The sequence below is a fragment of the Saxibacter everestensis genome (assembly GCF_025787225.1).
In the GTDB taxonomy this organism is placed as follows: domain Bacteria; phylum Actinomycetota; class Actinomycetes; order Actinomycetales; family Brevibacteriaceae; genus Saxibacter; species Saxibacter everestensis.
Genome location: NZ_CP090958.1, coordinates 104,891 through 117,503 on the forward strand (window position 1 = coordinate 104,891; position 12,613 = coordinate 117,503).

Annotated in this window: 13 protein-coding genes; 9 read left to right on the forward strand and 4 right to left on the reverse strand. The window is 63.9% G+C overall.

The window, feature by feature from the left end:
- The first annotated feature begins 140 nt into the window (after positions 1–140).
- The 4 genes from LWF01_RS00510 to LWF01_RS00525 are packed head-to-tail and all read left to right on the forward strand — an operon-like array spanning position 141 to position 3,179.
- Positions 141–842 carry a glycosyltransferase family 2 protein gene (locus tag LWF01_RS00510; RefSeq protein WP_349639080.1) on the forward strand — a complete coding sequence of 234 codons (702 nt, stop codon included), beginning with the start codon at positions 141–143 and terminating at the stop codon, positions 840–842.
- On the forward strand, positions 839–1,828 hold the full coding sequence (locus LWF01_RS00515) for an acyl-CoA dehydrogenase family protein (RefSeq protein ID WP_349639081.1): 990 nt from the start codon (positions 839–841) through the stop codon (positions 1,826–1,828). Before LWF01_RS00510 ends, LWF01_RS00515 begins: the two co-directional genes overlap by 4 nt.
- On the forward strand, positions 1,822–2,589 hold the full coding sequence (locus tag LWF01_RS00520; protein ID WP_349639082.1) for a PIG-L deacetylase family protein: 768 nt from the start codon (positions 1,822–1,824) through the stop codon (positions 2,587–2,589). Before LWF01_RS00515 ends, LWF01_RS00520 begins: the two co-directional genes overlap by 7 nt.
- Positions 2,586–3,179: an SAM-dependent methyltransferase gene (locus tag LWF01_RS00525; protein WP_349639083.1), complete on the forward strand. Its 594-nt coding sequence runs from the start codon at positions 2,586–2,588 to the stop codon at positions 3,177–3,179. Before LWF01_RS00520 ends, LWF01_RS00525 begins: the two co-directional genes overlap by 4 nt.
- A 106-nt stretch (positions 3,180–3,285) precedes the next feature.
- On the opposite strand, the gene LWF01_RS00530 is transcribed toward LWF01_RS00525, so the two are convergent.
- Positions 3,286–4,302 (reverse strand): agmatine deiminase family protein, encoded by a 1,017-nt coding sequence (locus LWF01_RS00530; RefSeq protein WP_349639084.1) that lies wholly within the window; start codon positions 4,300–4,302, stop codon positions 3,286–3,288.
- 8 nt (positions 4,303–4,310) lie between these two features.
- Positions 4,311–5,366 (reverse strand): nitrilase-related carbon-nitrogen hydrolase, encoded by a 1,056-nt coding sequence (locus LWF01_RS00535; protein ID WP_349639085.1) that lies wholly within the window; start codon positions 5,364–5,366, stop codon positions 4,311–4,313.
- A 132-nt stretch (positions 5,367–5,498) separates the two neighbouring features.
- On the opposite strand from LWF01_RS00535, the gene LWF01_RS00540 reads away from it, so the two are divergent.
- From LWF01_RS00540 to LWF01_RS00550, 3 genes are all read left to right on the forward strand, one after another.
- Positions 5,499–6,137: a TetR/AcrR family transcriptional regulator gene (locus tag LWF01_RS00540; protein ID WP_349639086.1), complete on the forward strand. Its 639-nt coding sequence runs from the start codon at positions 5,499–5,501 to the stop codon at positions 6,135–6,137.
- 197 nt (positions 6,138–6,334) lie between these two features.
- Positions 6,335–6,553 carry a hypothetical protein gene (locus LWF01_RS00545; RefSeq protein ID WP_349639087.1) on the forward strand — a complete coding sequence of 73 codons (219 nt, stop codon included), beginning with the start codon at positions 6,335–6,337 and terminating at the stop codon, positions 6,551–6,553.
- Positions 6,554–6,665: 112 nt separating this feature from the next.
- Positions 6,666–7,130, forward strand: a complete 465-nt coding sequence (locus tag LWF01_RS00550) for a DinB family protein (RefSeq protein WP_349639088.1) — start codon at positions 6,666–6,668, stop codon at positions 7,128–7,130.
- Positions 7,131–7,142: 12 nt separating this feature from the next.
- Here the strand turns inward: LWF01_RS00550 and LWF01_RS00555 are convergent, their stop codons facing one another.
- Together LWF01_RS00555 and LWF01_RS00560 are read right to left on the reverse strand one after the other, a co-directional pair.
- Entirely contained in the window at positions 7,143–7,865 is a 723-nt protein-coding gene (locus LWF01_RS00555; RefSeq protein ID WP_349639089.1) for a YczE/YyaS/YitT family protein, read from the reverse strand.
- A 112-nt stretch (positions 7,866–7,977) separates the two neighbouring features.
- On the reverse strand, positions 7,978–9,849 hold the full coding sequence (locus tag LWF01_RS00560; protein ID WP_349639090.1) for an amidohydrolase family protein: 1,872 nt from the start codon (positions 9,847–9,849) through the stop codon (positions 7,978–7,980).
- Between the two features lie 95 nt (positions 9,850–9,944).
- Between LWF01_RS00560 and LWF01_RS00565 the strand changes: the two genes are divergently transcribed.
- Positions 9,945–10,850: a LysR family transcriptional regulator gene (locus LWF01_RS00565; protein ID WP_349639091.1), complete on the forward strand. Its 906-nt coding sequence runs from the start codon at positions 9,945–9,947 to the stop codon at positions 10,848–10,850.
- A 211-nt stretch (positions 10,851–11,061) separates the two neighbouring features.
- Positions 11,062–12,603, forward strand: a complete 1,542-nt coding sequence (locus LWF01_RS00570) for a glycosyltransferase family 2 protein (RefSeq protein ID WP_349639092.1) — start codon at positions 11,062–11,064, stop codon at positions 12,601–12,603.
- Positions 12,604–12,613 lie beyond the last annotated feature (10 nt).

Consider the following 12,613-nt stretch of genomic DNA (forward strand, 5'->3'; position numbering starts at 1 on the left):
CGGTCCGCTATGTCGCTGAAACTGGTGCTTGTGAGTGCCGGCGCAACGAGAAAGTGGACCCTTTCGCCGCCCGCGGCCCCTAGCGTCCGGGGAGGGACGAAATTTGACTCTCGCAACCATGGCCGGCCAGGGATGGATGGATGAAGAATCGCTTGCGTAATCTCGTTGTTGTGGTGCCAGTGCACAACGAAAGTAGCCTGCTGGCTCGTTGCCTCGACGGCCTCAGTGCTGCGGTCGCCAACGTGGCCGTCCCGGTGTCGGTCGTTGTCGTGCTCGATTCCTGCACCGACGATTCGCCGGGCATCGCGGAACGGTTCGACGTAACCAGGGTGGTAGTCGACGCTCTCAACGTCGGGACGGCTCGCGCGGCTGGGTTCGAGCATGCACGGGCTCCTGACGGCGGCAATCCCGGGATCAACGACGCGACCTGGCTGGCGACCACCGACGCTGATTCACGTGTTCCGCCCGACTGGTTGCGCCGCCAGCTGAGCTACGCGGACTCAGGTTACGACGCGGTGGCCGGCACTGTGCGCGTCGACGACTGGTCAGGCTACTCGAGCAATGTGCGGGACGGGTACGAACAGTCCTACGTCGAGCACGCCCGACACATCCACGGCGCGAATATCGGCTTCAGCTCCACGCTGTATTCCCGGGTGGGTGGATTCCGCCCGCTCGTACATGACGAGGACGTCGATCTGGTCCATCGCTTCCTGTCTGCCGATGCCAGCGTCGCGTGGGCCGATGATCTGCCTGTCCTTACCTCGGGTCGAGTCAGGGGCCGGGCGCCAGCAGGGTTCGCAGACCACCTGCAGCGCCTCGCTCTCCAGGAGGCAAACAGATGAGGGGCGCTGAGGTCGTGGGCGACCTGCGCCAGCGCATTTCAGCTGGGGAGCTCGAGCTGCCGCGGCCGGGGGAGGGCAGCACCCTGCAGCGATGGCGGGCGCTCGCCGAGTTGACCCGGAGCAATGTCGTCCTCGGCCGGCTGGCTGAGGGGCACGCGGATGCTGACGCGATCCTGCACGAACTGGGTGGCAGCCGCACCTGGACCGCGGCTGGCCGGGACCAGCTTTGGGGAGTATGGGCAGCTGAACCGCCGCGGCCCCGGTTGAGCGCGAGCCGGGCCGAATCCGGTGAATTGTGGCGGCTGGACGGGACCAAGCTCTGGTGTTCCGGAGCGCACCACTGCACGCACGCGCTGGTAACTGCATCGGTGGACGCCGATCCGGGCGCTAGCGGGAAACGACTTTTTGCCGTCGATCTGCGTCAGCCCGGCATCCGCGCAGTACCGGACTCTTGGCACGCGGTAGGCATGGCGGCGAGTGATTCGGGCGCTGTAGAGTTCAGCGACGCCGTTGCTGAGCCGGTCGGCGTTCCGGGCGGCTACGTCAACCGTCCAGGCTTCTGGCAGGGCGGAATCGGAGTCGCGGCATGCTGGTACGGCGGTGCCACCGGCGTGGCTGACACGCTCTTCGACCAGGCCGGTAGGCGCGACGACGACCTCACCCGGGCGCATCTCGGCGCCGTCCAGGTCAGCCTCGGCGCTGCCTGGGCAGTGCTCGAACAAGCAGCGACCGCGATTGACGAAGATCCGAAAGACGAACGTGGCACCGGGAAGATCCGGGCGTTCACAGCACGCGCGACTGCCGAATCCAGTGCTGCGACGGTGATAGACCACGTTGGCCGAGCGCTGGGTGCTGGACCGCTCTGCTCCGACCCGGCGCACGCCGGCAGGGTAGCGGACCTCGGGGTATACATCCGGCAAAGCCATGCTGAACGGGACCTGGCCGAACTGGGCTCGCTGCTCGTGGAAGGGGGCTCGCCATGGTGACGAGCCTCGCGCCAGCGTTCGACGCACAACAGCCAGGAACACCGCTGGCCGAATGGCAGGGCTGGCAGCGGACATTCTCCGAATTCTCACTGGGTGAATGCGACGGTCTCGTCGTCGTCGCGCCGCACCCGGACGACGAAGTACTAGGTGCCGGCGGAATAATGGCGCAGGCCCGCGATCGGGGGATCGAGGTGACGGTGGTAGCGGTCACCGACGGAGATGGGTCGCACCCGGGCTCGCGACTTTACGGTGCCGGCGAGCTGGCCCGCGTGCGGGCGCGGGAGTCAGAACACGCCCTTGGGCTGCTCGGCGTCCGCGCCGCGGCCCGACTCGGCCTGAGGGATGGGCAGGTGGCGGCAGAGGAGGACCGGCTTGTCGGGCTGATAGCCGATGTGCTGAGGAACGCCCCGCCCAATGCGCTCTGCCTGACGTCCTGGCGGCACGATGGGCACCCCGATCACGAAGCGACCGGACGAGCGTCTGTTCGGGCGGCTGCCCTTGCCGGGGTCCGGTGCATGGAGTACCCGGTGTGGATGTGGCACTGGGCCGGGCCGGAGCATCCTGCTGTGCCCTGGGAACGGGCCGAGCAGGCAACCTTGAGCGCCGACGTCCACCGTCGCAAAGCGGAAGCCGTTGCGCAGTTCCGTTCGCAGCTTTCTCCGGATCCGACGATTCCGCAAGCGGGAGCCGTGCTGGGACCGCACGTTATCGAGCGCTTTCTGCACCTGCCGGAAGTCGTTTTCAGTAGCGGTGCCGAATGAGCCGCGCTGGCGGGGACGCGGTGGACGCCGAATATTTCCGGCAGATGTACGAGGCCGATCCCGATCCTTGGGGCTTCGAAACAAGCTGGTACGAGCAACGCAAGTACGCGCTCTCCCTGGCGATGCTGCCGCAAGCACGCTATCGGAAGGCGTTCGAGCCCGGCTGCTCCATCGGTGTGCTTACCCGATTGCTGGCCGACCGGTGCGATGAGGTGTTGGCAACTGACGTGGTTGCGAGCGCGTTGCAGACCGCCGGAAGCCGACTTCAGGATGCCGGGCAGAACCATGTCCGGTTCGAACGGCGCCCCGCGCAGGACTGGCCGGCCGAAACGTTCGACCTGGTTGTGTTCAGCGAACTCGGCTATTACCTGGGATGCAAGGGACTGACGACGGCGCTCGCCAGCGCCGCCGCGTCCCTCGAACCTGGCGGAACCTTCATCAGTGTGCATTGGCGGCATCCGCTCGACGACGGCGACCTGACCGGCGACGACGTACGCGATGCAGTTCGCTCAACCTCGGGTTGGCGACAGCTAGCGGAGTACACCGACGACGACGTCACGATCGATGTGATGAGCCGCGACGGCGCCTAGGCCGACGGCGAAACGGTCCACTATGTTGCTGAGCCGCGTGTTTATAACTGCCCGGCACAAGCAGAAAGCGGACCGTTTCGCTTGTTGCTGGCCAGTGTGTCGGGCCTCAGGGGGTCCGTGCCACCGGCTGCTGCTGCGTTATGCAGTGGATTCCGCCGCCTCGGGCGAACAGTGGACGGGCATCGATCGTGACGATGCTGCGGCCGGGGTAGCTTTCGGCAAGGATCTCCTTCGCGGCGTCGTCGGCCGGATCATTAAAAGCACACGCGATAACGCCGCTGTTCACCACCACATGGTTGATGTAGCTGTAATCCACCGGACCTTCCGCGTCGAACAGCGTTTCCGGAGCAGGGATCTCCCTGATCTGCCATCGGTTTCCATTGGCGTCGGTTGAGTCGGCCAGAAGTGCGGTCAGGTCCCGGGTCACCGAGAAGTCCGGATGCTTGGGATTCTGCTGGCTGTGGACCAACAAGACCCCCGGCGAAGGAATCGTTGCCACTATGTCGACGTGTCCCTTCGTGCCGTAAGTCATGGCATCGCGGGTCAGGCCGCGCGGCAGCCAGATCACCTTGCTGGCCCCGATGGTGCGGTGCAGTTCGGCTTCGATATCGGCCCGGGTCAGGTCAGGATTCCGATATGGATCCAGTTGTACCGACTCGGTGACCAGCACCGTGCCCTGGCCATCGACATTTATGCCGCCACCTTCGTTGACCAGGCTCGTTGCCACCGGCCGGGCTTCGGCGAGGTCGATCACCTGGCTGCCGATCTTGGCGTCCTTATCCCATTCCGCCCAGTCCTGCTGGCCCCAGCCGTTGAAGATCCAGTCCACACCGCCCAGCCGGCCGTTATCGTCGACGACGAACGTCGGGCCGATGTCGCGCATCCAGGCATCGTTCAGCGGTGCTTCCACCAGGTCGATGTCCGTCGAAAGATACTTCTTCGCGAATGACGTGGAGCGCGGATCAACCACCACGGTCACCGGCTCGAACTCGGCCGCAGCGTTCGCCACGGCCGCCCAGGTTGACCGGGCCTCGTGGGCATCTTCGGCACTGTCGCCGAGGCTGTATCCCTCTACCGGGAACGCCATCCAGAGTCGTTCCTGCGGCTCGGTTTCTGCCGGCATCCGCCATGTCATCGGCTGACCCCTGCTTCCACATCGTCGCGATTCGCGCTCGATACGGCGACCGGCTCGGGAGCTGCGGCTGGCTCGGGAGCTGCGACCGGCTCGGGAGCTGCGACCGGTTCGGAAGTTGCGACCGGCTCGGTCAGGCGGGCATAGGTGTCCGGCCGGCGGGTGGCCAGGAATGGGAACAGGTCCAGCCAATCATTGCGCTGTTCCAAGTCCAGGTCGGCGACAAGTACGGCAGATTCGTCGCGTGGTGCCTGCACCAGGATGCGGCCGTAAGGATCGGAGATGAACGAGGAGCCGTAGAAGCTGACCTCACCTTCGTTGCCCCACCGGTTCGGGACGACCATGAACAAACCGTTGGCGACGCCATTTCCGACGATGACCTGTTGCCACAGCGGCTGGGTGTCGAAGTCGGGATGGCCGGGCTCAGAGCCGATCGCAGTCGGGTACACCAGGAGCTCCGCCCCGCCGAGCGAATACAGTCGTGCGACTTCCGGGAACCACTCGTCCCAGCAGGTCGGCATGCCGAGTCGGGCGCCATCCAGTCCGTCAACGTCGTAGACGGGGTACGGCTCAGCGTCGCTGCCACCCCGGAAGTACTTGTCCTCGTAGTAACCCTCGGTGATCGGAATGTGCAGCTTGCGGGTGCGCCCGACCAGTTCACCGGACGGCGACACGAGGATCGCGGTGTTGAGTCCGAGGCCGTCGGCGGCTTCCGCCCGCTCGTAAAGTGAGGCGTGGACGAAGACTCCGTGTGCGCTGGCGGCCTCGGCGGCGAAGGTGAAGGTGGGCCCGGTCAGCAGGTCTTCTGCGGTATCTCCGGGTGCGGTTGTCGGGTACGCGGAGGCGGGATACCGGGAAAGTGTGAGTTCTGGAAGGAAGACGGCCTTCGCGCCAAGAGCCGCTGCCCTGGCGATGCCCTCATTGAGTTCGGCGCGCAGGGCAGCAGGATCCTCATTCCAGCTGTGCTGCACGAGCCCGATCCGCAACGGACGGCGCTTGGGTTCCCTCACCCGGGCAAGCGAGACCGGTGAATCCAGGGCGGTTAGCTCGATCATGCGAAGAACTCCCTTGTAAATCGGTAAAACGAATCTAATTCGTTTATTATGGATTCAACCTCGGGCAGGCGCAAGTCCCTTGGTGAGATTGGTAGATTCGCAATCAGGCCCACCGAAGACGCAAGGAGAACCATGGCACGTCCACGACAGCCGATCCTCTCGGTGGAGAGAATCGCCGGCGCGGCTCTGAAGATTGTCGACCGTAGCGGCGAGTTCACTATCCCCGGCCTCGCGGCTGAGCTCGGCGTGAGCCCGTCGTCGCTTTACAATCACGTCTCCGGCCGGGACGAGATCGTCGAGCTGATGCGGGGCGTTGCATCAGAAGGAATCCACATGCCGGAGGACACATCCGACTGGCGCGCCGCAGTTGTTGAGATCTGCTGGCAGTACCGGAACAGCTACGCGCGCCATCCACGGCTGATACCGCTGCTGACCGCGTATCCCGTGTCTCATCCAAGCACGACCCGGATGTACAACCGCCTCGCCGATGTATTGGCTGGCCTCGGCCTCACGCCGGCCGATGTGCTGAAGGTGATCACCACGCTCGATAGCTTCGTGCTGGGCTCGGCGCTCGACGTTGCTGCTCCGGAGGTGGTGTGGAATCCGGGCAGTCAGGCAAGCCCCGCCCTCGCGGCAGCGCTGGAAACACCGCCACCCAGTACGGAGAAACGCGCTCGGGAGGCCTTCGGTTTCGGGCTTGACCTTGTGATGGACGGGCTGTGGCAGTACGTCCAGACCGCCCGGATCGCGGCAGGCGCCGGCCTGCCCTAGCCAGTTTGTCCCGAATCAGCGTGTCCACAACCGGCCGGCCCTAGCCAGTTTGCCCCGAGCCAGCGTGACCGCTGCCAGTCTGCCCTAGCCAGTAGAGACGCTTTCTGGTAGCAAGGACGTGAGGCAGCTAATCGTTGCCCCGCAGGTCGAGCACACGGCTTCGTTACGTCACGGTTGAGGAAAGTGTGGAGCGAGACATGAGCGAGTATGAAAGCGAACTAGACCCGGAAACCAGTGGAAATGCGACACCGGACGGCGTTGAGGGTTCTCCGGACCAGCCCGATGGCACCGGCGGGGTGCGGGATGACGGCCTCAGCAATGAGCCTTCAGAACAGGATCAAGGAGTGGGTGAAGGCGGGACTGACGGCTCCAATGAGGACGCCGACACCAGTCACGAACCGCTCGGAGATCTGTAACCTCTTGAAGTACGGGGTTTGACCCCAACAGGTTTGGGGTGTCCCAGCCAGTTTGGCCCTGACGCCCCAAACCTGTTCCTCTTACCAGGATTTAGTTAAGGACTCATTGCCGGTGAACCGGGAGCTTCGCGCACAGTTCGACTCTTACCTCGACGAATACCGGTCTGCACTGCACGACAGCCTGAACGGACTGACCGAGGAAGAGGCTCGGTTGTCCCTCGTGCCGTCGCGGACCACGCTGCTCGGTCTGGTCAAGCACGCCATCTTCGTGGAGGGCGTCTGGTTCGATGAGGCGATCACCGGCCGATCACGCAAGGAGATCGGACTAGCGTCCACCCCGGACGGCTCATTCATCCTTAAGAAGCACGACACGATCGCATCACTTCAGGCGGCCTACCGAGATGCGTGTGAGGCGTCCCGCCGAGCGGTGGACGCGCTGGAGTTAGAGGAGACTGTCGAGGGCCGTGGCCCGCGACCGCTGTGGCGGGTTTACCTGCATATGGTGCGCGAACTCGCGCAGCACTGCGGCCACGCCGACATCCTGCGGGAGCAAGTCCTGGCCAGACGGACTGCCTGACCCGCAACACCCTCAGAGTTCCGCCGCCCTGGGCTCCTGAGGACCGCCCACCTTGCCGGAGTTTCGCTTGCCGAAGGTCTTGGAGTAGATGAACGTATAGAGCTTCACATACTGGCCGACTAACACCGCGTTCAGAACCGTGCCCTCGCGAATGAACTGCGGTGCACCGAGGAAAAGCAGGCCGATACCTGCCGAAACCACTAACAGTGAGCAATCGAAGATGGTCTTGATGTTCCCCCATTTGCGGCCGGTCTTGTTGTGCAGGGTGTTCACGAATAGATCGATGGGCATCAGCACGAGATTGGCGCGGATCATAAGGAACAACCCGAACGCCAACAAGGCATCAGCGAAGACCAGTAGACCGAGGTTGCCGATGTACGGCTCTATTACAACCCACTCCGTGATGGCCAGGTTGAAGTCCAGGAGCACGGCCAGAATCGCCGAGGGAATCAGCGAGAGGAGATTGCGCCATCCGAACGCCTTCGGCATCACCGCGAACGCGAGGATGAGCATGAGGATTTCAAGTGCGAAGTTGAACGTTCCCTGACTGACCCCGGGCATCACCAGGGTCATAGTTCGGGTGAGACTGCTTTGCGGTGAGATCCCGATCCCGGCGCGGATCGCCAGACTCACGCCCACGGTGAGGATGTAGATCCCGAGGATGTATGTCGCCCAGCGTCGGACGAGACTGCCGTTGTCGATGATCCCGGCGTCTTGAACGTTTTTCTGTTTCATGCCAGTGCCTCCATTGGCTCTGCGTGCGTTGGCTCGCATCGACTGCCTCGTTGCCGCCGATGCGGGCCACTCGGGCCCGGCAAGTGCTGCCGGGAACGAGTGGCTGATGAGCTCAGATCATGAATCCGAAGCGGTCGAGCGAGATGAACAGGGTGAGTAGCTTATTGACGACCGGCTCGCCCTCGTTGCGGTTGCCCAGATCCTCGAGCGCCGCGTCGATGGAACGAGTCGCCTCCAGCAGGCCCGCGAGATCTGTGTCCGCCATGACCCCGTAGATGTCGAGCGAGAGCGAGGCCACCTCATCGAGACCATCAGTGACGAGGCATCCGCCCACCTTCTGGTCCAGACGTAGAAGGTTGTCACACATCTCAGCTGCATCCGTGCCAACAGAAACGAAATAGGGGAACGGCGCCGGCCAGAACACCGAGACAGCGCCGCGGTTGACCTTCACGCCCTTGAACAGCCCGTTGACGATGTGGCGATCGCCATCGGAATAGCGCTGTACGACAGAGATCCGGTTCAACCGCTCCCCGTTCAGTTCGGGCACGATGGCGCCGTCGCGATAGGGAATCCAGGCCTCCTCGGCGAACTTCAGGTGCCCTCGCCCATACACGTCGAACACGAGCACTTTAGCCAGCGTGCCGTCTGCGGAGATTTCGATCGGAGTGATATCGAGCTGGCCGGGGCCGAGGTCGCTAAGACCAGGCTTGGGCTGCTTCACCATGCCCGAGTAGTCGAGGCCGTCCAACGAAGCGATCAGCTTGCGATCCTTCGCGACCAACTCGCCGCCTTTGAACACATACCGCGGATTGATTTTGGCCAGGCTGTCGGTGAGCACGATGTCGGCGTACCGCCCGGGTGCGAGAGAGCCGAAGTCGTCATCCTTGTCGAATGATCGCGCTGCGTACAACGTGCCCATCTTGATCGCCTTGATCGGGTCGACACCCATCTCGATAGCCAGCGAGATCACCCAATCAATGTGGCCGCGTTTCAGCACCCGATCTACAGAGATGTTGTCGGCGCACAATTGGAAGTTCTCGGCCGGCCAGTGGCGCTTGACGATGGCACGGAACAACGTCTTGATGACCTCAGGACTTCCCACCCCGAACTTGATCTGCGTGTTCTGCCCGTACCGGATGCTCTTGGCGATGTCGTCTTCGTTCCACACGTCATGGTTGTTGTGCGCACCGATGGCCGGCATGTAGTTCAGCAGCATATCGGGCAGAGCGGTCACGCCCCAGTGATTGTTGACATAGCCACCGGTGGCTCGCCCCAAGGCGGATCGGCGAAAGTCATCGTCGTTGCCCGTCATATAAGACAGGTGCGCAAGCTCACCCAGACCGATCACCGGCTCCATCTGCAGCATCGCCTCGGTGACGGCGACAGATGCCTTCTTCCCAGGCGCGAACGCGAAAATGCGGTAGGGGAGCTTCTCGTAGTTCCGGAACAGTTCCCCGGCAGCTTCCACGCCCTCGTCGCCTGCGGCGCTGGCGAAGTCGAGGGTTTCTGCGAAGATCGTGGTCGTGCCGCTAGGCACGATCGCCTCGCCGAAGGCGGCGGGGTGTGCCAGTTGCGATTCGAAGTGAAGGTGCGCGTCGATCAGACCGGGGATAGCGTACAGCCCTTCGCCGTCGAAGCGCTCCCGCACCTTGAGAATCTCCTCATCGGGCTGCAGTGCGATGATCCGCCCACCGTGCACGAGAAGCGACCCGGGATAGACCTCCTCACTGTGCACGTCGAGGATGTTCAGGTTATGCAGGAGGAGATCAGCCTCCCTCTCGCCCTGCAAGATTTCGAAGATGGACCGGACATAGTCGTCCTGCACTCCCACTTCCTCGGCATCCACGTAGAGCCCCATCTGACCTGTCTTGGTCGCCTGCTGGAACATCTTGATCCTCACTCCATTGTTCGGCTTGGTGAATCTGTCACGCGGGACCGAGTCGGTCGAAGCGTGTCCGCTTGTCCGGCGTTCGCCCGTGCTCATCTAATGCAACTCAACAGTCGCGTTGCTGACAAGCACTCGTTTTCGCACGGACCGTACGCTTTTTGCGTACACTCTTCCCAAAAGGGGGTGCCAGGATGCTCCATTCCCGGCTGATGAACTATGTCGATCAGGTTGCCCGGCTCGGATCGATCCGAGCCGCGGGCGCGCGGCTGCACGTCGCGCCGTCGGCGATCAACCGTCAGATATTGATGCTCGAGGGCGAACTGGGAGAGCCAATATTCGATCGCCTCCCGCGCGGGATGCGGCTCACGCCCGCCGGCGAGGTTCTCGTCACGCATATTCGGCAGACAATGCAGCAGTACCGCGAGACGGTCACCGAGATGAATTCGCTGAAGTCACTGCCTCAGGGTGAAGTGGTGATCGCGGCGATGACAGGCCTTGTAAGCAGCATCGTCGCCGTGGCGGCTGTGCGTTTCCATGCGCGCCACCCCGAGGTGCGGATCTCGATCCGCACGATGTCAGCACGTGAGATGCTGCAGGCAGTTGCCACCAGCGAGGCCGACCTCGGGTTGGGTTTCAATATCCCAGAATCGGGACAGCTCTCCGTATGCTGGCAGCGCGACGCACGCTTGGGCGCGGTCGTCGCCGCGCAGCATCCACTCGCCCGGTTGAAGAGCATCCCGATGGAGCTGTGCGCGAATTACCCCCTGGTTTTCGCGGACCGGTCCATGGTGATGCACGGGATCATCGCGGATGCCTTCGTAAACGCCGGACTCGACGTCGAGCCTGCGTTCCACACCACATCGATCGAGACGATGAAGCGACTCGCATCGGCAGGCACCGCCGTGGCATTCCTCAGTCAGTACGACATCGCCGACGAGCAGCGGAGTGGGCGGCTCGCATTCCGCCCCATCAGTGCAAGCACATTCAGCGAGAATGTGCTCTCGCTGGTGCGCCGCGAGCGGCACGTTCATTCGCTGGCCAGCAAACTGTTCGCGGACGAGATGATGGCGGCGCTCGAGAGCGGCGACCGGTTGTGACCGTTCTCGCGCCGTTGACCGGCCCTTCAAGCGTCGTGATGACTGTCATTTAAGACAACAGCTTTCAGGAGACCGCTCGCCGGGACTGACTCGCGGTGTAATCTTCCGCATGACCTGCCTGTAATGTAGGTCACGCCCCCGATACGCCGTCGAGTCTTCTCAACGGCGCAGACCGACCGGTGCCGCGGGTCAGGATCGGTAGGTGGGCTCCATGGAGAATGCAGCGAGCACGGAGTCGGCAACGACGGAGGGGCACGCGGAGACGGGCGAGGTTCGTGGCCGGTTGGACCGAGGGCTCGGTCGTGCGTTCCGGCGCCAGCCCCGTAATCTCACGTCGCGGGGTCTGACGCAGCCCGGCTATGAGCGTGCTCAGGTAGACGTCGGGCCGGGAAGGATCGTTGTCCTGATCCCGGCGCATGATGAGGCTGCGCTCATCGGCGAGGCACTGGAGTCGCTCGCCGCCCAGACGCGGGTGCCCGACGAGGTCATCGTGATCGCCGACCGATGCATGGATCTGACCCGCGAGATCGCCCTCGCCCACGATGTCAAGGTCGTGGTTACCGTGGCCAATCTGGAGAAGAAGGCTGGCGCGCTCAACCAGGTCCTGGATGACCTGTTGCCGCGGCTCACCGACAACGACGCGGTCCTGGTCATGGATGCCGATGGCTCGCTCTCGCCTGCCTTCGTCGCCGAGGCCGCCCGTCGTCTGAGAGAACCGGAGGGTGACGGTCCCAGGGTCGGAGGTGTCGGCGGGGTATTCCTCGGGTACCCGGTGGCCGGGATCGTCGGGCACCTCCAGGACAACGAGTACATCCGCTACGCGCGCGACGTCGGCCGCCGCAAAGGGCGCGCGGACGTGCTCACCGGCACGGCCACCCTCTTCTCCGTCCGGGCACTTCGCGACGTCGTGCGGGCGCGGGCAGAGGACCGTCTCCCGTCAGGCACCGGCGTCTACTCGGTCCACGCACTCACCGAAGACAACGAGCTAACGCTGGCACTCAAGCACCTGGGCTACCGATGCGTCTCGCCGAAGGAGTGCATCGTGGGGACCGAGGTGATGCCCACCGCACCACGCCTGTTCCACCAGCGGTTGCGGTGGCAGCGCGGCGCACTGGAGAACCTTCGCGAGTACGGCCTCACCCGTCACACCGCGCCCTACATCGTCAGACAGATCATGACCTATGTCGGCGTCGCCTTCGTGCCGTTCTTTCTCACCACGCTTCTTTTCACCTTCCTCGTCCGGGGCGCGGTGCCGTGGTCCTGGTTCTGGTTCTACGTCACCGGTTTCGTTGTCGCCGAGAGGGTGTGGTCGGTCAAACGCGGTGGATGGCGCGCCGTCCTCCTGGCCGGAACCGTCGTGCCGGAGGTCGTCTACGACATGTTCCTGCACAGCGGCTACGTCAAGGCCCTGACCGACACTATGACCGACGCCCGTGAGACCTGGGACCACACCAAGGCCATCGCATTCGACCGGCAGCAACCCTGGTGGCATCGCTGGGACCGGATCGCCGGCGTCGTGTACATGGGGGTCCTGCTTGCTATCGCTGTCGGGCTGGCGCTCGTGTTGTGCGCGCTCGGCGTCGCATGGATCACGGTCGGGATCGTGGTCCTGGCCGGCGCCGGACTGGCCGCTCTGAGGTGGAGTGGCCTCGACCCGGTCGGGCTGGTGTATCGCACCGGGGAGCTGACGACGGCCAAGTCCTCGACCGCTCCGCAGGGATTCGGCGGCGTCGACGTGCCGGCCGACCGCTGACCCCAGATAC

What these genes read in the sequence shown, in the direction of transcription:
- LWF01_RS00535 (WP_349639085.1), bottom strand. Translation starts at nt 5,366, where the DNA reads ATGATCGAGCTAACCGCCCTGGATTCACCGGTCTCGCTTGCCCGGGTG.
- LWF01_RS00570 (WP_349639092.1), top strand. Translation starts at nt 11,062, where the DNA reads ATGGAGAATGCAGCGAGCACGGAGTCGGCAACGACGGAGGGGCACGCG.
- LWF01_RS00525 (WP_349639083.1), top strand. Translation starts at nt 2,586, where the DNA reads ATGAGCCGCGCTGGCGGGGACGCGGTGGACGCCGAATATTTCCGGCAG.
- LWF01_RS00530 (WP_349639084.1), bottom strand. Translation starts at nt 4,302, where the DNA reads ATGCCGGCAGAAACCGAGCCGCAGGAACGACTCTGGATGGCGTTCCCG.
- LWF01_RS00560 (WP_349639090.1), bottom strand. Translation starts at nt 9,849, where the DNA reads ATGAGCACGGGCGAACGCCGGACAAGCGGACACGCTTCGACCGACTCG.
- LWF01_RS00555 (WP_349639089.1), bottom strand. Translation starts at nt 7,865, where the DNA reads ATGAAACAGAAAAACGTTCAAGACGCCGGGATCATCGACAACGGCAGT.
- LWF01_RS00540 (WP_349639086.1), top strand. Translation starts at nt 5,499, where the DNA reads ATGGCACGTCCACGACAGCCGATCCTCTCGGTGGAGAGAATCGCCGGC.
- LWF01_RS00545 (WP_349639087.1), top strand. Translation starts at nt 6,335, where the DNA reads ATGAGCGAGTATGAAAGCGAACTAGACCCGGAAACCAGTGGAAATGCG.
- LWF01_RS00520 (WP_349639082.1), top strand. Translation starts at nt 1,822, where the DNA reads ATGGTGACGAGCCTCGCGCCAGCGTTCGACGCACAACAGCCAGGAACA.
- LWF01_RS00510 (WP_349639080.1), top strand. Translation starts at nt 141, where the DNA reads ATGAAGAATCGCTTGCGTAATCTCGTTGTTGTGGTGCCAGTGCACAAC.
- LWF01_RS00565 (WP_349639091.1), top strand. Translation starts at nt 9,945, where the DNA reads ATGCTCCATTCCCGGCTGATGAACTATGTCGATCAGGTTGCCCGGCTC.
- LWF01_RS00515 (WP_349639081.1), top strand. Translation starts at nt 839, where the DNA reads ATGAGGGGCGCTGAGGTCGTGGGCGACCTGCGCCAGCGCATTTCAGCT.